This is a genomic window from Microbacterium sp. NPDC096154 (genome assembly GCF_040302945.1).
In the GTDB taxonomy this organism is placed as follows: Bacteria; Actinomycetota; Actinomycetes; order Actinomycetales; family Microbacteriaceae; genus Microbacterium.
The window spans coordinates 118,006-137,227 of record NZ_JBEOSM010000008.1 but is presented as its reverse complement, the minus strand read 5'-3'; the positions used below and the strand labels follow the sequence as shown (position 1 = coordinate 137,227).

The following is a 19,222-nucleotide window of genomic DNA, read 5'->3' as shown; positions in this document are numbered from 1 at the left end:
CGCGCCCGGCGGGGTGGGCTGGGGTGACGGCCGGTTGCGGCTAGCGCGGCGATGCGTGACACGCAAGGGGGCTGAACCCGGTAGCGGCGGCGCCTAGCGTCTGTCTCATGTCGGACATCGCGATCTTCGCCCCGTCGCCGACCCTCACCGTCACGATCGAGGACCACGGGATGGACGCCGACGGCGGCGATCCGGAGATCCATGTGCACGCGGGCGGTCAGGGCGTCTGGCAGGCACGCATGCTGCGCCGGCTGGGCATCTCAGTCACGCTGGTCTGCACGCTCACGGGAGAGCTCGGGCGCGTGGTGCGACCCCTGCTCGAGGACGAGGGCTTCCGCGTCGTTGGCGTGGAGCGCGAGGGCCGCGGCGCGGCGTACGTGCACGACCGGCGCGACGGCGAACGCTCCGCGGTGGCCGCGACGGCGGGGCAGCCGCTGAGCCGGCACGAGCTCGACGAGCTCTACACCGCCATGCTGCGCGAGGGCATCGACGCGCGGCTGGCCATCCTGAGCGGGCCCGACGGCGACGGGGTGCTGCCACCCGACACCTACCGGCGCCTGGCCGCGGACCTGCGCACGAACGACGTGCGCGTGGTGGTCGATCTCGCCGGCGAACGAATGACCGCGGCTCTCGAGGGCGGCGTCGACCTGCTGAAGGTGAGCGACGAAGAGCTGCAGGCCGACGACCTGCTGCCCGGTGGAGCCGATGGCACAGAGGCGCTGCTGGACGCCATCGAGACGCTGCGGTCCCGAGGTGCGCGCGACGTCATCGTGACACGGGCGGGCAGCCCCTTCATCGTGCGCTCCGGCGACACGGTGCTGGAGGTGACTCCCCCGCAGCTCGAGATCGCGGATCACCGGGGCGCGGGCGACTCGCTCACAGCCGGTGTGTGCGCGGGGCTCGCGGCAGGCCAGACCCTGCGGGAGGCCGTCGTGACGGGCGCCGCCGCCGGCGCGATGAACGTGACGCGGCACGGCCTCGGCACGGGCGACATGGAGACGATCGACCGCCTGCGCGGCGCTGTCCAGGTGCGCGTGCTTCAAGGCGGGGAGGATGAGCTCGCGCAGCCCGATGAGAGCCACGGCCGCGTGAGTCCTGTGGGCCTGGCGTCATTGGCCGACGCCGATGGGCGCCGTGACGAGGACGAGGACACCGCGACGGAGGAGGACGGATGACCCGGGTGCTCGTCACGAACGACGACGGCATCGACGCACCCGGGCTGCACGCCCTGGCTCGCGCCGCCGCCTCACACGGCGTCGACGTGACGATCGCCGCACCGGAGCGACAGTCGAGCGGCGCGAGCGCATCGATCATCGCCGGCGAGGAGGAGGGGCGCATCGCGATGGAGCGGCGCACGCTCCGGGGCCTCGAGGAGCTGCCGGCCTTCGCGGTGCGCGGCGGGCCCGGGCTGATCGCCCTCATCGCGGCGCACGGCGCGTTCGGCGATCCGTTCGATGTCGTGCTGTCAGGCGTCAATCACGGCGCCAACGTGGGGCGCGCCATCCTGCACTCCGGCACCGTGGGAGCGGCGCTCACGGGCGGGCTCAACGGCGCCTGGGGCCTCGCAGTGTCGCTCGACGTGGGGATGCGGCCCGAGGCGTTCGAGTGGGAGGTCGCGGCCGCCACCGCGCTCGAGACGGTGCCGTTCCTGATGTCGCTCGAGAAGGGCTCGGTCGTCAACCTCAACGTGCCCAACGCCCCGCAGCACCGCGGCGTGCGCGAGGCGCCGCTCGCCCCGTTCGGCATCGTGCAGACCACCCTCAGCGAGCGCGACGAGAAGCACATCCGCCTGGCGGTCGAGGATCTGCCCAACGTGCCGGATCCGGGCACCGACGCGGCGCTGCTGGCCGAGGGCTACGCGACGCTCACGGGCATCGAGCCCGTCAGCCACCGCGTGGTCGGCTACCGAAGCTGACGCGCATCCAGCCCCGGTGGGCGCGGTCCCAGGTCGCGTTGACTAGCGCTGGGCGAGCTCACTGCCGTCGGCGACGCTAGCGAGTGCGCCCGGCGCTAGTCACCGATCCGAGGGGAGGGAGATGCACGAAGGCCCGCCCCACACCTGGGACGGGCCTTCGAGAAGACGATTGAACGCTGGTGGCGTTGCCTATCGACTCGCGCTTATCGGCGGAGGCCGAGACGCTCGATGAGCGAGCGGTAGCGGTTGATGTCGACGTCCTGCAGGTAACCCAGCAGGCGGCGGCGCTGACCGACGAGCAGGAACAGGCCACGACGCGAGTGGTGGTCGTGCTTGTGCTCCTTGAGGTGCTCGGTGAGGTCCTTGATGCGCTGCGTCAGCATCGCGACCTGCACCTCGGGGGAACCGGTGTCACCGGGGTGCGTCGCGTACTCTTCGATGATCGCCTTCTTGACGTCTGCTTCCAGTGCCATAGAACCGATCCCCTTTCTCCTCATTGCGCGGCGCTCCACGCCTGATGCGTGAGCTCTCTTTATCCGCGGCCGATCGAACGGCAACTACGAGAGTTTACCAGTGATCGGGCGCCTGCGGCGCCGTGGCGGCGGCAGCGGTCCGCGCGCACACTAGGGTCGATCCGTGCCACGCCCCACCCGCAGCCACTTCATCGATCTGCGCCCCCTGACCCAGAGCCCCCCGTTCGCTCGCCTGTGGATCGGCACCCTGCTGGGCGGCCTCGGCGCCCAGCTCACCATCACGGCCGTGATGCTGCACATGTTCGCGCTCACGCACGACACCTTCGCGGTCTCGATGATCGCCGTGGCGGGACTGCTGCCGATGATCGTGGCGGGCCTCTACGGCGGAATGCTCGCCGACCACTTCGACCGCCGCGCCGTGGCGCTCATCGCCGCGTCGATCGGCTGGGGCGCCACGGTGCTGCTCGCCGTGCTGGCCTGGACGGGCAACGTCAACGAATGGTGGCTCTACGGCCTCTCGGTCGTGAACTCATCGGCCAGCACGGTCGCATCGGCGACCAAGGCTGCGATGACGCCCAAGCTCGTGGGCCGAGAGCTCATCCCGGCCGCGGCCGCGCTCACCGGCATCACGACCGGCGTCATGGTGATGGCGGGCCCGGCGCTCGGCGGCGTGCTGGTGGCCGCCTTCAGCTACCCGATCACCTACACGATCGACGCCGTGCTGACCCTGTCGCTGTTCCTCGGGCTCGCGACGCTCCCCCGGCTCGCGCCCGAGGGGCAGACCGACCGACCCGGGCTCAAGTCGATCGTGGACGGCCTGGCGTTCCTGAAGGTCGCCCCGAACATCCGGATGCAGTTCATCCTCGACATCATCGCGATGACGTTCGGCCAGCCCATCGCCCTGTTCCCGGCGCTGGGCGTGCTGCTGCTGGGCGGCGGCGAGGTGACATCGGGCATCCTGATGGCCGCGATCGCCGTGGGGGTGCTCGTGTCGAGCCTGTTCTCGGGCCGGGTCGGCGCGGTCCGGCGTCAAGGAGTCGGCATCGCGCGCGCGATCCAGGCGTTCGGCCTCGCGACCGGCCTGTTCGGCCTGGTGCTGCTGGCAGCGGCGCTCGGATGGACCCCCGCCGAGCGCGTGGACGCGGCGCATCCGGACATCCTGCTGATCGTGCTCGCGTGCGTGTGCCTGGCCCTCACGGGCGCGGCCGACAACATCAGCGCGATCTTCCGGCAGACCATGCTGCAGGCCGCCGTTCCCGACGCCGTGCGCGGTCGCCTGCAGGGCATCTTCATGGTCGTGGTGGCCGGCGGGCCGCGCATCGGCGCATTCTTCACCGGCACCCTCTCGGCCGTCGCCCTCTGGTTCCCGCCGCTCGCGGGCGGGGTGGCGATCATCGTGATCGTGGGCGTCATCCTGCGCTTCGCCACGCGCTTCCGCGCCTACGACGCCGAGAACCCTGCGCCCTGAACCCTGCGCCCTGAACCCTGCGCCCTGAAACGGCCGTTGCCCCGAGCTGCCGCAGAGAAGCGACAGCTCGGGGCAACGAGAAACCGGCTCAGGCCTGCAGAGCGCCCTGCAGGTCGAGGGTGATCGTGACGTCCTTGCCGACCAGCACGCCGCCGGTCTCGAGCGCGGCGTTCCAGGTCAGGCCGAACTCCTCGCGGTCGATCGTGGCGGTGCCGGTGGCGCCGGCCTTGTAGTTGCCCCACGGGTCGGCGCCGAAGCCGCCGAACTCCACCGTGAACGTGACGGGCTTGGTGATGCCCTTGATCGTCAGGTCGCCATCGACGAGGAAGTCGCCGTCGTTCGCGCGCACGCCCGTCGAGACGAATGTGATCTCGGGGTGGCTCTCGGCGTCGAAGAAGTCGGCCGAGCGCAGGTGCTGGTCGCGCCCCTCGTCCTTGGTGTTGATCGAGGCGACATCGGCCTTGGCCGTGACCTTCGCCTCGAGCGGGTTCTCGGGGGCGACGATCGCGCCCTCGATCACGTGGAAGCTGCCCTTCACCTTGGAGATCATCATGTGGCGGACACTGAAGCCGACCTCGCTGTGCGACGGGTCGAGCACGTAGGTGCCGGGGCGGTAGCCGGGGATCTCGATGGTCATTCTTCTCCTCGAAGTCAGTGCCGTGACGGCGGTGTACCGAGAACAATACCCATGCACGTGCATATATTCCCGCACGGCGGGTGAATCCTGCGGAAACGACGAGGCGCCCTCCGCGGTGGAGGGCGCCTCATGGATTCGAGCAGGCTCAGGCCACGTCGATCAGGTCGATGATGAAGATGAGGGTCTTGCCGCTCAGGAAGTGGCCCGCGCCGGCGGGGCCGTACGCGAGGTGCGGCGGGATGACCAGCTCGCGACGGCCGCCGACCTTCATGCCCGGGATGCCGTCCTGCCAGCCCTGGATCAGGCCGCGCAGCGGGAACTGGATGCTCTCGCCGCGGTTCCACGACGAGTCGAACTCCTCGCCGGTCTCGTACTCGACACCCGCGTAGTGCACGGTGACGGTGTCGCCCGGCTTGGCCTCGGCTCCGTCCCCCGTGATGATGTCGCGGATGACCAGCTCGGAGGGCGCCGGGCCCTGGGGTGCGTCGAACTCGGGCTTGCTGCGATCTGCGCTCATGGCATCCATCCCATCACAGATGCGGTGCGAGATCTCGCCGAGGTGCCATCCGCTTCGCGTCACGGCAGGACCTGCCCCAAAGACTCAGCGCCCGGGCCGCGGCGATGCCTGCGAGTCTTCCGGGCGCTGAGTTGATCTGCCATCAGGATGCTCCTGCGCGCCCGGCCGTGTCAACAGCCGCGACGCGAGACGGCGTCCGCGACGCGCACTCCGTCCACGGGACCGCTCAGCTCGACAGCAGCTGCCGCCGCGTCTCGGTGATGCGCGCGAGCAGCACGTGCTCATCCTGCGCGGCCTGCGGGTCGCGACCCGAGACCGCGCGCTGACGAGCGGCGGCGAGCGACGCGGCGTCGCGGATGAACGACGTCATGAGCCCGCGACGGTCGCCGGGCAGGTGCGCGGCCCACTGCCGCCCGGTGCGGCGCCCGGCGGGAGTCGCCAGCATGTCGACCTCCTGCGGCGTGAACCACCCCGCGGCGGCGTAGTCGCCCAGCCGCTCACGCGTGAGGCGCCTCTCCTCGCGGCGCAGCAGCACGATGCCCACGATGAACAGCGCGAACAGCGCCATCTGGAACAGGTAGAACGTGCCCCACGCGTCGCCGTCGACCGCGAAGGTGGCACCGCCGTTCCACACCGCGTGCAGCAGCACGGCGCCGGCGTAGCCGAGCGCGCCGTACGCCAGCCGGCGACCGGGGCCGGCGCCGTCGCGCACCGCGCGGCCGATCATGTAGCCCGCCACCGCCGTGAACATCGAGTGGCAGAAGGGCGACATCACGCCCCGCAGCACGAAGAGCTGAGCCAGCTGCTCGAAGCCGCCCTCGACCACCGCACCGGCGAAGTACTGGATGTTCTCGGTGAAGGCGAACCCCGCCCCGATCATCGCCCCGTACACGATGCCGTCGACGGGACCGTCGAACGCACGGCGGCCGATCCAGAGCAGCAGCACGAGGCCCGCCACCTTGAAGAACTCCTCCATGAGCGGTGCCTGCACCACCGCACCCCAGTAGTCGGGGGCGCCCAGCATGATCGTGAGGATCGTGAACGGGAGCCCGAAGATCAGGGTGAGCGCGATCGAGGCGATGCCGCCCCAGGCCAGCGCGAAGAACACGAGCCCCTTCGGCTCGGGCTCCCACCGGTCGATCACCACCACCGTGCCGAGCACGACGGCGTACGGGAACAGCGCCGCGATGAATCCGATCAGCGAGGGTGCGACGCCGATCATGCCGGCGAAGTAGACGCCGAGACCGAGCAGCAGCACGCCGAGCACGATCCACAGCCACCCGGGCGCGACGCGACCCCGCGACGGCAGGTCCGGCAGCGGCGCGACCGCGGGGGGAGCGGGAGCGATCGCGGCGCCCGCGCCGTACTCGGGCTGAGCGAGCGGGCTCGGGAACCGCCCCTGGCGAGGCGGGTTCAGCTCGGTGCCGTCGGTCATGTCTCTCCCCCGTTCCGCGCATCCGCTGTCGGGTCGGCGGCGCGTCGCGACCATCATATTGGGGCCCACGGCACAGGCCCCCTCGGTGGCGCCGGTAGCCTGGAGCACATGCGTTTCGCCCACGTCGTGCTGCCTGGAGACGACTCCCCCACTCTCGCTCTCGTCGACGGATCCGGCGCGATCCCGGTGCCCACCCTGCTTCCCGACGGTCCCCGCACGCTGGAGCAGCTCATCGCGGCGGGCGACACGCTGCAGGAGGCCGTGCGGGATGCCGCATCGCGCCACACGGGCGAGCGGATCGCGATCGCCGACGTCGTCTTCGGCCCCGCGGTGCTCACGCCGCCGACGATCATGGCCGTGGGCCTGAACTACTCGGCGCACGCCGGCGAGCTCAACCTGAAGAGCGACGACACCCCCACCGTCTTCACCCTCTGGCCGAACTCCATCGCGGCCCACGAAGCAACCGTGACGTGGTCGCGCTCGCTCAGCGAGGCAGTCGACTACGAAGCCGAGCTCGGCGTGATCATCGGCCGGCCGGCGCGCGACGTGAGCGAGGAGGACGCGCTCGACTACGTCTTCGGCTACACCGTGGTGAACGACATCACCGCGCGCAACGTGCAGTACTCCGAGGCCCAGTGGAGCCGCGCCAAGTCGTTCGACGGCTTCACCCCCGTCGGTCCCTACGTGGTCACGGCCGACGAGATCCCCGACCCGCAGGACCTGCACATCTGGACCGTGCTCGACGGGCACACCATGCAGGATGCCAGCACGGGCACCATGGTGCGCTCGGTGGCCAAGCTCATCGCGCACCTGTCGCACGGCATCACGCTGCTGCCTGGCACGCTGATCTCGACCGGCAGCCCCGGCGGATCCGGGTACTCGCGCACCCCGCAGGTGCTGATGCGCGACCGCTCAACCGTGACCGTCGGCATCGACGGTATCGGCGAGCTCACGACGCACTGTCGGATGACCGACTGACGTCGAGCGGGCCGGATGACCGACTGACGTCGCGTGGGCCGGATGACCGACCGACGTCGAGTGGGCCGGATGACCGACCGACTTCACGGCGAAGGGCCGCCCCACGGGGCGGCCCTTCCGTCATCCGGACGTCATGACGTCGGCAGATCCTCCGGCGAGATCACCGGGATCGCGGCGGTGATCGCCTCGATGCCCGACAGGCGAGCGGGCGAGAGCTGCTTCTCGACCTCGGCGCGATCCATGAGCCCCGCCTCGACGACCAGATCGGCCACGTTGCGGTTCGTCAGCAGGGCCGTCTTGGCGAGCGCCGCCGCGGCCGCGTAGCCGATGAACGGCGTCAGCGCCGTGATCACGCCCACCGACGATCCGACCATGGCACCCAGGCGCTCGCGGTTGGCGGTGATGCCGTCGACGCAGTTCACGCGCAGCGTGCGCATGCCCTGCCGCATCCACGTGATCGACTGCAGGATGGAGTGGGCGATCACCGGCTCGAACGCGTTCAGCTGCAGCTGGCCCGCCTCGGCCGCCATGGTCACGGTCATGTCGGCGCCGGCCACCGCGAACGCCACCTGGTTGACGACCTCCGGGATGACCGGATTCACCTTGCCGGGCATGATGCTCGACCCCGCCTGGCGTGCGGGCAGGTTGATCTCGCCCAGCCCCGCCTGCGGGCCCGACGACAGCAGCCGCAGGTCGTTGCAGATCTTCGAGAGCTTCATGGCGTTGCGCTTGAGCGACGACGAGAACGACATGAAGGCGCCCGTGTCACTCGTCGCCTCGACGAGGTCGGTCGCGGTCGTCAACGGCAGGCCCGAGATCTCGCTCAGGTGGCGACGCACGGCCTCCGAGTAGCCCTGCGGCGCGGTGACGCCGGTGCCGATCGCCGTGGCACCGAGATTGATCTCGGTGAGAAGCGACGAGTTCTCGGCGAGACGCTGATAGTCCTCCCCCAGCGTCGTGGCGAACCCGTGGAACTCCTGGCCGAGCGTCATCGGCACGGCATCCTGCAGCTGCGTGCGGCCGACCTTCAGCACATCGTGGAACTCGCGCGACTTCGCGAGGAACGCGCGCCGCAGCAGGTCGAGCTCCTCGAGCAGCGAAGTGTGCACGAGCGAGATGCCGACCTTGATCGCCGTGGGGTACACGTCGTTCGTCGACTGGCTGCGGTTGGTGTGATCGATCGGCGACAGGAACGCGTAGTCGCCCTTGTCTCGGCCCGCCATCTCGAGCGCGATGTTGGTGATGACCTCGTTCGCGTTCATGTTGGTCGACGTGCCGGCGCCGCCCTGGATCACGCCCACCACGAACTGGTCGTGGAACTCGCCGTCGATCACCCGCTGCGCGGCGCGGTCGATCAGCTCGGCCTTCGCGGGCTCGAGCACGCCGATCTCGCGGTTCGCGCGCGCCGCTGCCTGCTTGACCATCGCGAGCGCGACCACCAGCTCGGCGTAGACCGAGATGGGGCGCTTGGAGACGTCGAAGTTCTCGAGGGCACGGGCCGTGTGGATGCCCCAGTGCACGTGCGCAGGGATCTCCATCGATCCCAGCGAATCGGTCTCGATCCGGGCGGCCTGATCGTCAGCCATCGTTCTCCTTGTGGGTGTGTCGCGGCGTGAGGGCCGCAGCGCGGTCGTGTCGCGGCGGCCAGCCCCGTCCACGTCGACGGGGCGTCCTGTCGAGCCTAAGCGGCCCGGCGCTCATCCCCGAGGCGGCTTGCGCGAGAACGCCTCCAGGCGCTGCTGGGGGGTCAGCTGCGCCATCCGGTCGTACCACCCGGGCGTGAAGAACGCGGCCGGGTCGTCGGCCTCGACCGGCACGACCGTGTGCGTGATCGTCGCGTCGTACACGTGCACGAGGTGGAACGACTGGCCCGCGTCCATCCCGTTCACGCTCAGCGGTGGGCGTGCGACATCCATCGTGTAGCAGGATGCCGACGCGACGCTCACGGGGATGCCGGCGAACGTGCCGCTCATGGAGTAGTGCAGGTGCCCCGCCAGAATCGCCCGCACATCGGTTCCCGTCAGCACCTCGGCCAGCGCCGCCTGCTCGCGCAGCTCCAGGATGTCGAACAGCGGCACGTGACTCGGCAGGGGCGGGTGGTGCAGGGCGATGATCGTGCCGAGCGGCGCCGGCGTCGCCAGCACCTCGGCCAGCCACGCACGCTGCGCGGCGTCGATCTCGCCGTGGTGCCACCCCGGCACCGAGCTGTCCAGCGCGATCAGCCGCAGCCCGCCGAGATCCCACACGCCCGTGATCGGCTGCTGGTCGGCGCTCAGACCCAGCAGGTCGCGCCGCATCTCGGGCCGCTCGTCGTGGTTGCCCGCGACCCACGCGATCGGGGCGCCCAGGCGCCGCGCGACCGGCTCCACCAGTTCTCGCAGGCGCATGTACGCCTCGGGCTCGCCCAGGTCGGTCAGGTCTCCTGTGAACACCAGGGCGTCGACGGCGGCGCCCCGATCCGCCAGCAGCTCGAGGCGGGCCAGCGTGCGCGAGAGGTTGCCCTCGGTGTCGAACCGCCCGCTGAGGGGGCGGTTGCCGCCCAGCAGGTGCGTGTCGCTCAGATGGACGATCGTGCGGCGCGCGGGCGCATGCTGACCGAGCTGCATGCCTCCCACACTAAGCCGGGAGCCCGGGCTCAGCCGAGGACGATCAGCAGGATGCCCGCGACGACCGCCAGCGCGCAGACGGCGAAGCACGCGTAGGCCGCGAACACGGAGGCGCGCTTCTCGCCCTCCGTGAGCGGGCTCTTGGCAGCCGCCTTGGCCGCGGCCTTCTCGGCGCGCTTGAGCTGCTTGGGAGACAGCACCGTGATGGCGTCGGTGAAGGTGACGGGCGCGACCACAGGGATCCGTCCGCTCCGGGCGAGCATGCGCAGCCCCAGCGCGTAGAAGCCGACGACGACCACCGCCGCCAGCAGAGCGGCGACGAACACCTGCAGGAAGGCGCCCCAGTCGATGGTCATTTCGTCTTCCCCTTCGACTTCGGCTTGGGCTTCGCGTCCTGCTTGGCCTTCTTCGACGTGGCGGCACGATCCGCGCGCTCGACCTTCGCCTGCGACGCGGCGAGTCTCTCCTTGGCCAGCGCCGCCGCGACCGCCTTGGCGGCGGCCTTCTCGGCCGCGCGCTCGGCGGCCGCCTCAGCGGCGCGCACGGCGGCCTCCTGGCGTGCACGCTCGGCGAGCACGCGGCGCTGACGGCGCGTGGGCGGGGGGTTCTCCTCGAGCTTGACCGCCATGCCCGACTCCGCCACCTCGCTCATCGCGTTGCCGGCGTGCACCTCGTCGCGGCGCGACCGGAGGAAGAGCCCCAGGATGATCACGAGTGCGATCACGGCGTCGATGCCGACGCCCAGCATGCCCATGCCCGCCGACTCGCTCCACACCACGAGCAGCGCGGCGAGCGCGCCCACAGCGCCGGCGGCGGGGAGCGTCAGCAGCCAGCCGACCATGATGCGGCCGACGGTGCGCCAGCGCACCTCCGAACCGCGTCGGCCCAGGCCCGAGCCGATGACCGAGCCCGACGCCACCTGGGTGGTCGACAGGGCGAAGCCGAGGTGGCTCGACGCGAGGATCGTCGCGGCCGTCGACGTCTCGGCCGCGAAGCCCTGCGCCGGCTTGACGTCGGTGAGTCCCTTGCCGAGCGTGCGGATGATGCGCCATCCGCCGACGTACGTGCCGAGGGCGATCGCGGCGGCCGCGGAGAAGACGACCCACAGCTGCGGCTCGTGATGCTCGGCCGACTGCCATCCTGCCGCGATGAGCGCGAGGGTGATGACGCCCATGGTCTTCTGCGCGTCGTTCGTGCCGTGTGCGAGCGCGACCAGCGACGACGTGAAGATCTGTCCCCATCGGAAGCCGTCGCGTCCGTCCGGCTTGCCGTCGTACCGGCGGGTCACGGCGTACGCGATCTTGGTGACGGCATAGGCGATGATGCCGGCGGTGAGGGGCGCGAGCAGCGCCGGCAGCACGACCTTCGACACCACCACCCCGAAGTCGATGCCCTGCATGCCGAAGCCGACGATCGTGGCGCCGATCAGACCGCCGAACAGCGCGTGCGACGAGCTCGACGGCAGACCGAGCAGCCACGTGAGCATGTTCCACGTGATGGCTCCGATGAGTCCGGCGAAGATCAGCGAGGGGAACACGTCGCCCGAGATCTGATCCTCGCGGATCATGCCGCCGGAGATCGTCTTGGCGACCTCCGTCGAGAGGAACGCGCCGACGAGATTCAGGATGGCCGCCAGCGCCACGGCGGCCTTGGGCTTGAGAGCGCCGGTCGCGATGGGCGTGGCCATCGCGTTGGCGGTGTCGTGGAATCCGTTGGTGAAGTCGAAGAAGAGCGCCAGTGCGATGACCAGCGCGACGATGAGGGCTGCGGTTTCCACCGTCCGCCTTCCGTGCTGCGGGGATCCGATGGATCCGACAGGGGCGAACGAAGAGTTCGCCGAGTGTTCACGGTCTGGCAACCAGACAGTCAATGATCCTCGCATCGCCGGGCCGACCGGTCAAACCGCGCGCCGGCGTCTCCCGCTTCGCCGAGGGGCGCAGCGCGGCAGATAGCGTTATCGGATGACCCCGAACGCGCCCGAGACGATTCCCGTTCCGCGCCCCGCGCGGCGCCCCGTGATCCGCACGCACCACGGCGATGCGTTCGAGGATCCCTACGAGTGGCTGCGGGCGAAGGACGACCCCGAGGTGATCGCACACCTCGAGGCCGAGAACGCGCACACCGACGCGGCGCTGGCGCACCTCGAGCCGCTGCGTGAGCGGGTGTTCCAGGAGATCAAGAGCCGCGTGCGCGAGACCGACCTGAGCCTGCCGAGCCGGCGCGGCGCCTGGTGGTACTACGGTCGCACCGTCGAGGGGAAGCAGTACGGCATCCAGTGCCGCGCCCCGATCTCGGGCCCGGATGACTGGACGCCGCCCGTCCTCCGGCCCGAGGTCGCGGTGCCGGGCGAGCAGATCCTGCTCGACGCGAACGCCGAGGCCGAGGGGCACGAGTTCTTCTCGCTCGGCTCGTTCGACGTCTCCAACGACGGCACGCTCATGCTCTGGGGCGTCGACGTGGCAGGCGACGAGCGCTACACGATCCGGATCAAGGACCTCGCCACGGGCGACATCCTGCCCGACCTGCTGGAGGGCACGTTCTCGGGCGCGCACTTCCTTCCCGGTGGCACCCACGTGGTCTACACCACGGTGGACGACGCCTGGCGCCCCGACCGCGCGTGGCTGCACCCCGTCGGCACCGCCGGGCGCGACGCCGATCGCGAGATCTACCGCGACGACGACGACCGCTTCTGGGTCGGTGCCGGCGTCACGCGCAGCGACCGGTTCCTGGTGGTCGAGTCGGGCTCGAGCATCACGAGCGAGGTCGCGCTGCTCGACGCCGCCACCGTGGCCGACGACCCCGACGCGAAGCCGCAGGTGGTGTGGCCGCGGCGCGAGGGCGTCGAGTACGGCGTCGACCATGCCGTGATCGACGGCGAGGACTGGCTCTACATCCTGCACAACGACGGCGCGCTCGACTTCGAGCTGGTGCGGGCCCGCGTCGGCGCGCCGGACGTCGTCGAGACCGTGCTGGCGCACGAGCCGGGCCGCCGCCTGCTCGACGTCGACTGCTTCCGCGACTTCGCGGTGGTCGAGTACCGCCGCGAGGGCCTGCCGCGCCTGGCGCTGCTCGACTACCGCACGCACGCCCTCACTGAGATCGCGTTCGATGAGCCGCTCTACGCCGCGGGTCTGAGCGGCAACCCGGAGTGGGCTCCGCCCGTGCTGCGCATCGGGTACGGCTCGTTCACGACCCCGGGCTCGGTGTTCGAGTACGTGCTGCCCGACGCCGATCCGGACATCGTGCGCGACGGCGCGCCGGGCGAGCTCATCCTGCGTCGCCAGGTCGAGGTGCTCGGCGGCTACGACCCGGCGGAGTACGGGCAGGCCCGCCTGTGGGCGCCCGCGCAGGACGGCACGCGCATTCCCGTGTCGCTCGTGTGGAAGCGGTCGTTCGGCGAGCCGGGCACGTCCATCCGGCCCGTGCACCTGTACGGCTACGGCTCGTACGAGCACTCGATCGACCCGTCCTTCTCGGTGGCGCGTCTGTCGGAGCTCGACCGTGGCGTGGTGTTCGCCGTGGCGCACGTGCGCGGGGGCGGCGAGATGGGTCGGCAGTGGTACGAGGACGGCAAGCTCCTCGCCAAGCGCAACACCTTCACCGACTTCGTGGACGTCGCGCGCCACCTGGTCGAGAACCGGTACACGACGCCGGATCGCATGGTCGCCGAGGGCGGATCCGCGGGCGGCCTGCTGATGGGCGCGATCGCGAACCTGGCCCCCGAGCTGTTCGCCGGGGTGCTCGCCGACGTGCCGTTCGTCGACGCGCTGACGACCATCCTGGATCCCTCGCTGCCGCTGACGGTGATCGAGTGGGACGAGTGGGGCGACCCGCTGCACCACCCCGACGTGTACGAGTACATGAAGTCGTACACGCCGTACGAGAACGTGCGCGAGGGCGTCACGTACCCGCGCATCCTGGCGATGACGTCGCTGAACGATACACGCGTGCTCTACGTCGAGCCTGCCAAGTGGGTGGCGCGCCTGCGCGACGTGGGCGCGGACGCGCTGTTCAGGTGCGAGATGGTCGCCGGTCACGGCGGCGTGAGCGGCCGCTACAACTCGTGGCGTGAGCGGGCCTTCCAGCTCGCCTGGCTGTTCGACGTGCTGGGCGTCGCCGACGCCTGAGCGGCGCGTGACTGCGCCCGGCGCGGATTGGGCGCAGGCGCGTGGGCGCATGTCCCAGTTGTGGCCCCTCACCCTGGCGGCGTGTCCCAGTTGTGGCCCCTCACCCTGGCGGCGTGTCCCACTTGTGGCCCCTTTCCACATCCCCCTCGGGCCACAAGTGGGACACGGTGGGCGAAGACCTCACCAGACGGCGAGCTCGCCGAGGCGCGAGCACAGTGCGCCAGGGCATGACGCCACCTGCCGGTCGTCCACAGGTCTCCGCATCGCGGCAGCCATCCCCCGAGGCGATTCCCCGGCATCCGCTCGTCCTGCCCGAGACAGGATCGCCCACATGCGCACGCCCTCTCCCCTGCCCCCTGGTGTCCCCCGCCGCTTTCACGTCGCCGACGCGGTGGCCCGCGGGATCCCCCGCAAGCGCCTGCGTGCCGCTGATCTCGAGGCGCCGTTCCGCGGCGTCCGGATCACCGGGGATCCGCCCGAGATGTTCGCGGCTCAGGATGACCGCCGAAGGCGAGAAGTGGCGGAGGCGGGATGGAGATACGCGCCCCGCCTCAAGGAGTGGCAGTTCTACAGCCACGAGACGGCGCTGGCACTGCACGGCGCGGCGCTGCCGGACCTGCCCCGTGCAGTCGGCCTGCACGTCTCGGCGCACCGACCGCGCCGCGAGCCGCGGATCGAGGGCGTGATCGGCCACAGGCTGCAGGCGAGGGAACCCGCATGGATCATCACACCCGAGGGCTTCCGTGTGGAGAACGCCGTGCGAGCGTGGCGGCAGGCCGGAACGCTGTGGACGCTGGATGACCTGATCGCCGCTGCGGACTCGCTCGTGCTGCGCGAGCACCGGCTCGCGGCGATCGACGAGCTCGCCGCGGAGGTCGAGCTGATGGGCGACGTGCCCGGCGGACGCCTCACGCGTGCGCTGCAGGAAGCGCGGGTCGGGGCCGAGTCGCCCGGCGAGACGCGATCCCGGCTGATCATCACGCGCGCGGGGCTGCCCGAGCCCGTGCTCCAGCACCGCCTCGTCGATGCCCGAGGACGGTTCGTCGCTCGGTTGGACATGGCCTACCCGCAGTACGGACTGGCGGTCGAGTACGACGGTCGGGGCCACGCCGATCCCGAGCAGTTCGCCCGGGACGCCGACCGCTGGGACGCGATCCGCAGGACCGGATGGACGCTCGTGCGGCTGCTCCGTCACCACCTCCGCGGGCGCCGGCCCGCCGCCGTGGCCATGGTCCGAGACGCGCTGCGCGAGTGCGGCTGGCATGGCTGACCGAGCGTGTCCCACTTGCGGCCCGATACCCGCGTCGATTCAGGCCACAACTGGGACACGGGGCACCGCAAACGGGCCACAACTGGGACACGGGGCACCGCAAACGGGCCACAACTGGGACACGGGCCACCGCAAACGGGCCACAACTGGGACACGGGCCCCGCACGGGCCGAAGACCCCTCGGCGCCGCACGCACCGAGGGGTCTTCGTATCAGAGGGGTCTTCGTATCAGCGGATCAGGAAGGGGTCACCCGAAGAGGGCGGCCGCCTCGTCGTAGCGCGTGCGGGGCACGGTGTGGAGCTCGCCGAGCGCCTCGGCGAAGGGCACTCGCACGATCTCGGTTCCGCGCAGCGCGACCATCTGGCCCCAGGCCTGCTCGACCATGGCGTCGGCCGCATGCAGCCCGAGGCGCGTGGCGAGCACGCGGTCGAAGCCGGACGGCGATCCGCCGCGCTGGATGTGGCCGAGCACGGTCGCGCGGGTCTCGATGCCGGTGATGCGCTCGATCTCCGGGGCCAGCACCTCGCTGATGCCGCCCAGGCGCGGGCGGTTGAACGCGTCGAGGCCCTTGTCGCTGTAGGCCTCCTCCTGGCCCTTGAGCTTGAAGCCCTCGGACACCACGACGAGCGGGGCGCGGCCGCGCTCGAACGCCGAGGTCACGTGCTCGCAGATCTCCTCGATCGACAGCGGCACCTCGGGGATGCAGATGATGTGCGCGCCCGCCGCCATGCCGGCGTGCAGGGCGATCCATCCGACGTGGCGCCCCATCACCTCGGCGACCATGCAGCGCTGGTGCGAGTCGCCCGTGGTGCGCAGCCGGTCCATCGCCTCGGTCGCGATGTTGACGGCCGTGTCGAAGCCGAACGAGTAGTCGGTCGCCCCGAGGTCGTTGTCGATGGTCTTCGGCACGCCGAACACGTTGATGCCGTCCTTCGACAGCCGATCGGCGGCTGCGAGCGTGCCCTCGCCGCCGATCGCGATGATGCCGTCGATGCCGTGCTCGGCGAGCGTCGCCTTGATGTTCTCGGCCCCGCCGCGCTCCCCCTCGTACGGGTTCGTGCGGCTGGTGCCGAGGATGGTGCCGCCGACCTTCGCGAGGCCCTTGACCTCGTGACGGGTCAGGCGGAAGAAGTCCGCTTCGACGACGCCGCGCCAGCCGTCGCGGATGCCCACGAACTCCAGGTCGTAGGTGGTGGTGCCCTTGAGGACGATGCCGCGGATGACCGCATTCAGTCCGGGGCAATCACCTCCGGACGTGAGGATTCCGATCTTCATGGATCCGACACTAGGCGATGCGGCGAGGGCCGACGGGCGGTATGCCGATCGACCCTCGCGACACGCGTCAGTCGGCGCCCAGGGCTCCTCGCAGCACGTGCATGAGCGCCGCCAGCTGCACCGAGTCGCTCGAGGTGGGGTCGACCGCCTCGCCGTCCAGCGCGCGGGCGGCGAGGCCCTGCTTCTGGTCGATGAGCTCGGCGATCTTGCTGTCGATCGTGTGGGCGGCGATGATGCGCCACGCGGTCACGGGCTCATCCTGTCCGATGCGGTGCACGCGGTCGATGGCCTGCGTCTGCTCGGCGGCGGTCCAGCTGAGCTCGGCCAGCACGACGTTCGACGCGACCTGCAGATTGACGCCGACGCCGGCCGCGGTGAGCGAGCAGACGGCGATGCCGACCTCGGGATCGTTGTTGAACGCGTCGATCGCCTCCTGGCGCGCGGTCGAGGTCTGCTCGCCCCGCACCGACACGCTCTTGACGCCGACGGCGGCGAAGTGCGCCTCGGCCTGATCCATGACGTCGATGTGCTTCGCGAAGAACACGACCTTGCCGACCGAGCGCTGCAGCTGGGCGGCGTAGTCGGCCGCGAGCCCCGCCTTCGCCTGGCCGATGCGGCGCACCATCGTGAAGACGTTGTCGCCGTCGGTGCCGGCGGCCTTCGACTCATCGAGCTCGCCCTGTGCCACGAGGCGCACGATGTCGTCGTCGATCTCGCCGGGCGCGAGACCGCGGTCGCCGCGCGCCTCGATGATGCGGCGGTAGCGAGCCGCGAGACGCTCGGCCAGCTGCCGCTCGGCTTCCCGGATGCCGCGTCCGAACTCGTCGTCCAGCTGCACTGGCAGGTCGGCGATCAGCTTGTCGGGCAGGTCCTTGGCGACATCCTTCTTGCGGCGTCGCACGATGCCCATCGAGATCACGGCGTCGCGCGCCTCGGGATAGAAGGCCTTGTCGGCAGGCGTGAGACCGGTCGCGTCGAGCTTCTCCATCAGCTCGGGGCCGGGCTTGTCGCCCGTGGTCCAGCCGAGGAAGCGCCAGATCGCGTCGAAATCCTCGACATCGTTGATGAGCGGCGTGCCGGTGAGGGCCAGCAGCAGCGGATCGCCGCCCGGGGTCGACTCCCGGATGCTCGACGCCAGCGCGAGCACGTTCTGCGACCGCTGCGAGGTGAGGTTCTTGATGAAGTGCGCCTCGTCGACCACCATGCCGCGCAGGCCGATCTTCGCCAGCCAGCCGAGATGCCGATCCAGGATCTCGTAGTTGATGATGAAGACGTCGGCGAACGCGTCGATGTCGTCGCCGTCCCCGTTGATCACGGTGGCACGGCGGTGGGGCGTCCAGCGCTCGACCTCGCGGGCCCAGTTCATCTTGACCACGTTGGGCACGACCGCCACCAGAGGGTATGCGTTCGCGACGGACGCCGCGAGCACCGACTCGGCCGTCTTGCCGAGGCCCGGCTCGTCGGCCAGCAGGAACGTGCGGTGTCCCGCGCGCACGGCCTCGAGGAAGCGCGACTGGTGCGCCATGACCTCGAGCCCCTTGGGCGAGATGCGGTCGAACTCGGGAACCTCGGGCAGCTCCATCGTCGCCGAGCCGCCGCCCGCGCCCTGCTCGAAGGCCTTGTAGAGCGGTCCCATCAGCTCCCAGCCGTCGAGCCGGCGGCGCGGCACGGGACCGGTGGCACGCCGCTCGAGCTCGGGCGCGAGGAACGGGTTCGACTCGATGCGCGCCTCGACCTGAGGCGGCGTGACCTGCCGCTCGGTCGCGACGGGCGGCATCAGCGTGGTCTGCACGACAGGCTTCACATCGGCGATCACGAGCTCCTCGGGGGGCAGCTCGGCGCCCGACTCGAGCAGCCAGTCGCGGCGCATGCGGCGCGCCACGGGCGACGTCGCCTGGTCGACCTCGAGCAGCTGGATGAGCGACGTGTCGCGCGCCGCCGTCTTGGCCAGGATGGTGGCCAAGCCGTCGAGGCGCTTGAGCAGCTCGGCGCGCGCGGCGTCGGTGATCTCGCCGTCGGCCTTCACGCGGGCGCGCTCCTCGCGCACGAGGAACGCGATCACCTGGAACTTGGTGCGGTTGGTGGGGCCGAGCTTTCCTCGCTGGGCCTTGGCCTCGACCTCGCGCACCTTGCGGGCGAGGATCGGGATGAGGGGGGCCTCGTCGTCGCGGCGCGCGGACGAGGACTTCTTGCGCTGTCGCGCGGGTGCCGTGGTCGGCATGCTCCTCCTGAGCGTAGAGACCGTCCGGTGCCACCGGATGCGGCGCATCCGGCGATCGGAGTCGTGCGTGCGTCCCGTGGATCTGCGACGCTGCGGCGTCGCGAGCCGCGACTGCCGGTCGCTTCCGCGACGCGGCGGTGAGACGCGGTCTCCGCCCGGGCACGTGCATCGGCCGGCGATGAGCTGCCCGCTGCAACCAGGTTGAGCGAGCGAAATGAGTCGAGACCCGGCGCTCTCGGACGTCGATGACGCGACGGACGGCGGAAACCTGTGAAGTCAGTCTACGGCATGGGGGCGCC

16 protein-coding genes are annotated in these 19,222 nt (G+C 70.7%); 6 read left to right on the top strand and 10 right to left on the bottom strand.

What is annotated here, in order from left to right; genetic code table 11:
• The first annotated feature begins 107 nt into the window (after positions 1-107).
• Together ABTW64_RS12205 and surE are read left to right on the top strand one after the other, a co-directional pair.
• Positions 108-1,175 carry a PfkB family carbohydrate kinase gene (locus ABTW64_RS12205; protein WP_350622757.1) on the top strand — a complete coding sequence of 356 codons (1,068 nt, stop codon included), beginning with the start codon at positions 108-110 and terminating at the stop codon, positions 1,173-1,175.
• Positions 1,172-1,915, top strand: coding sequence for a 5'/3'-nucleotidase SurE (gene surE, locus ABTW64_RS12200; RefSeq protein ID WP_350622755.1), 744 nt, complete (start codon positions 1,172-1,174; stop codon positions 1,913-1,915). Before ABTW64_RS12205 ends, surE begins: the two co-directional genes overlap by 4 nt.
• A 203-nt stretch (positions 1,916-2,118) precedes the next feature.
• Here surE and rpsO read toward each other — a convergent pair whose 3' ends face one another.
• Positions 2,119-2,388 (bottom strand): 30S ribosomal protein S15, encoded by a 270-nt coding sequence (gene rpsO, locus ABTW64_RS12195; RefSeq protein WP_018187174.1) that lies wholly within the window; start codon positions 2,386-2,388, stop codon positions 2,119-2,121.
• Positions 2,389-2,551: 163 nt separating this feature from the next.
• Between rpsO and ABTW64_RS12190 the strand changes: the two genes are divergently transcribed.
• Positions 2,552-3,856 (top strand): MFS transporter, encoded by a 1,305-nt coding sequence (locus ABTW64_RS12190; protein WP_350622752.1) that lies wholly within the window; start codon positions 2,552-2,554, stop codon positions 3,854-3,856.
• An 88-nt stretch (positions 3,857-3,944) separates the two neighbouring features.
• On the opposite strand, the gene ABTW64_RS12185 is transcribed toward ABTW64_RS12190, so the two are convergent.
• The 3 genes from ABTW64_RS12185 to ABTW64_RS12175 form a co-directional block, all read right to left on the bottom strand.
• Positions 3,945-4,493, bottom strand: coding sequence for a YceI family protein (locus ABTW64_RS12185; RefSeq protein ID WP_350622750.1), 549 nt, complete (start codon positions 4,491-4,493; stop codon positions 3,945-3,947).
• A gap of 145 nt (positions 4,494-4,638) precedes the next feature.
• Complete coding sequence (locus ABTW64_RS12180) at positions 4,639-5,010, bottom strand: FKBP-type peptidyl-prolyl cis-trans isomerase (protein ID WP_350622748.1); 372 nt, start codon at positions 5,008-5,010, stop codon at positions 4,639-4,641.
• Positions 5,011-5,236: 226 nt separating this feature from the next.
• Complete coding sequence (locus ABTW64_RS12175; protein WP_350622747.1) at positions 5,237-6,445, bottom strand: PrsW family intramembrane metalloprotease; 1,209 nt, start codon at positions 6,443-6,445, stop codon at positions 5,237-5,239.
• A 108-nt stretch (positions 6,446-6,553) separates the two neighbouring features.
• Between ABTW64_RS12175 and ABTW64_RS12170 the strand changes: the two genes are divergently transcribed.
• Positions 6,554-7,423, top strand: a complete 870-nt coding sequence (locus ABTW64_RS12170; protein WP_350622745.1) for a fumarylacetoacetate hydrolase family protein — start codon at positions 6,554-6,556, stop codon at positions 7,421-7,423.
• A gap of 131 nt (positions 7,424-7,554) precedes the next feature.
• Here ABTW64_RS12170 and ABTW64_RS12165 read toward each other — a convergent pair whose 3' ends face one another.
• The 4 genes from ABTW64_RS12165 to ABTW64_RS12150 form a co-directional block, all read right to left on the bottom strand.
• The gene (locus ABTW64_RS12165) at positions 7,555-9,009 is read right to left on the bottom strand and encodes an aspartate ammonia-lyase (RefSeq protein ID WP_350622743.1); all 1,455 of its coding nucleotides are present in this window, start codon (positions 9,007-9,009) and stop codon (positions 7,555-7,557) included.
• A 111-nt stretch (positions 9,010-9,120) separates the two neighbouring features.
• On the bottom strand, positions 9,121-10,029 hold the full coding sequence (locus tag ABTW64_RS12160; RefSeq protein ID WP_350622741.1) for a metallophosphoesterase: 909 nt from the start codon (positions 10,027-10,029) through the stop codon (positions 9,121-9,123).
• Between the two features lie 29 nt (positions 10,030-10,058).
• Complete coding sequence (locus ABTW64_RS12155; protein ID WP_350622739.1) at positions 10,059-10,385, bottom strand: peptidase; 327 nt, start codon at positions 10,383-10,385, stop codon at positions 10,059-10,061.
• Positions 10,382-11,806, bottom strand: coding sequence for an inorganic phosphate transporter (locus ABTW64_RS12150; protein ID WP_350622737.1), 1,425 nt, complete (start codon positions 11,804-11,806; stop codon positions 10,382-10,384). The genes ABTW64_RS12155 and ABTW64_RS12150 overlap by 4 nt, the downstream gene beginning before the upstream one ends.
• A 184-nt stretch (positions 11,807-11,990) precedes the next feature.
• Here ABTW64_RS12150 and ABTW64_RS12145 point away from each other — a divergent pair, with 184 nt between their 5' ends.
• Together ABTW64_RS12145 and ABTW64_RS12140 are read left to right on the top strand one after the other, a co-directional pair.
• On the top strand, positions 11,991-14,156 hold the full coding sequence (locus ABTW64_RS12145) for a S9 family peptidase (RefSeq protein ID WP_350622735.1): 2,166 nt from the start codon (positions 11,991-11,993) through the stop codon (positions 14,154-14,156).
• Positions 14,157-14,487: 331 nt separating this feature from the next.
• Entirely contained in the window at positions 14,488-15,426 is a 939-nt protein-coding gene (locus ABTW64_RS12140) for an endonuclease domain-containing protein (protein ID WP_350622733.1), read from the top strand.
• A gap of 247 nt (positions 15,427-15,673) precedes the next feature.
• Here ABTW64_RS12140 and ABTW64_RS12135 read toward each other — a convergent pair whose 3' ends face one another.
• Positions 15,674-16,702 carry an ATP-dependent 6-phosphofructokinase gene (locus ABTW64_RS12135; RefSeq protein ID WP_350622731.1) on the bottom strand — a complete coding sequence of 343 codons (1,029 nt, stop codon included), beginning with the start codon at positions 16,700-16,702 and terminating at the stop codon, positions 15,674-15,676.
• Positions 16,703-16,769: 67 nt separating this feature from the next.
• Complete coding sequence (locus ABTW64_RS12130) at positions 16,770-18,923, bottom strand: DEAD/DEAH box helicase (RefSeq protein ID WP_350622729.1); 2,154 nt, start codon at positions 18,921-18,923, stop codon at positions 16,770-16,772.
• Positions 18,924-19,222 lie beyond the last annotated feature (299 nt).

Coding starts and splice junctions, on each gene's coding strand:
- ABTW64_RS12175 (WP_350622747.1), bottom strand. CDS start 6,445: ATGACCGACGGCACCGAGCTGAACCCGCCTCGCCAGGGGCGGTTCCCG.
- ABTW64_RS12140 (WP_350622733.1), top strand. CDS start 14,488: ATGCGCACGCCCTCTCCCCTGCCCCCTGGTGTCCCCCGCCGCTTTCAC.
- ABTW64_RS12205 (WP_350622757.1), top strand. CDS start 108: ATGTCGGACATCGCGATCTTCGCCCCGTCGCCGACCCTCACCGTCACG.
- ABTW64_RS12155 (WP_350622739.1), bottom strand. CDS start 10,385: ATGACCATCGACTGGGGCGCCTTCCTGCAGGTGTTCGTCGCCGCTCTG.
- ABTW64_RS12135 (WP_350622731.1), bottom strand. CDS start 16,702: ATGAAGATCGGAATCCTCACGTCCGGAGGTGATTGCCCCGGACTGAAT.
- ABTW64_RS12170 (WP_350622745.1), top strand. CDS start 6,554: ATGCGTTTCGCCCACGTCGTGCTGCCTGGAGACGACTCCCCCACTCTC.
- ABTW64_RS12165 (WP_350622743.1), bottom strand. CDS start 9,009: ATGGCTGACGATCAGGCCGCCCGGATCGAGACCGATTCGCTGGGATCG.
- ABTW64_RS12185 (WP_350622750.1), bottom strand. CDS start 4,493: ATGACCATCGAGATCCCCGGCTACCGCCCCGGCACCTACGTGCTCGAC.
- ABTW64_RS12145 (WP_350622735.1), top strand. CDS start 11,991: ATGACCCCGAACGCGCCCGAGACGATTCCCGTTCCGCGCCCCGCGCGG.
- surE (WP_350622755.1), top strand. CDS start 1,172: ATGACCCGGGTGCTCGTCACGAACGACGACGGCATCGACGCACCCGGG.
- rpsO (WP_018187174.1), bottom strand. CDS start 2,388: ATGGCACTGGAAGCAGACGTCAAGAAGGCGATCATCGAAGAGTACGCG.
- ABTW64_RS12130 (WP_350622729.1), bottom strand. CDS start 18,923: ATGCCGACCACGGCACCCGCGCGACAGCGCAAGAAGTCCTCGTCCGCG.
- ABTW64_RS12160 (WP_350622741.1), bottom strand. CDS start 10,029: ATGCAGCTCGGTCAGCATGCGCCCGCGCGCCGCACGATCGTCCATCTG.
- ABTW64_RS12180 (WP_350622748.1), bottom strand. CDS start 5,010: ATGAGCGCAGATCGCAGCAAGCCCGAGTTCGACGCACCCCAGGGCCCG.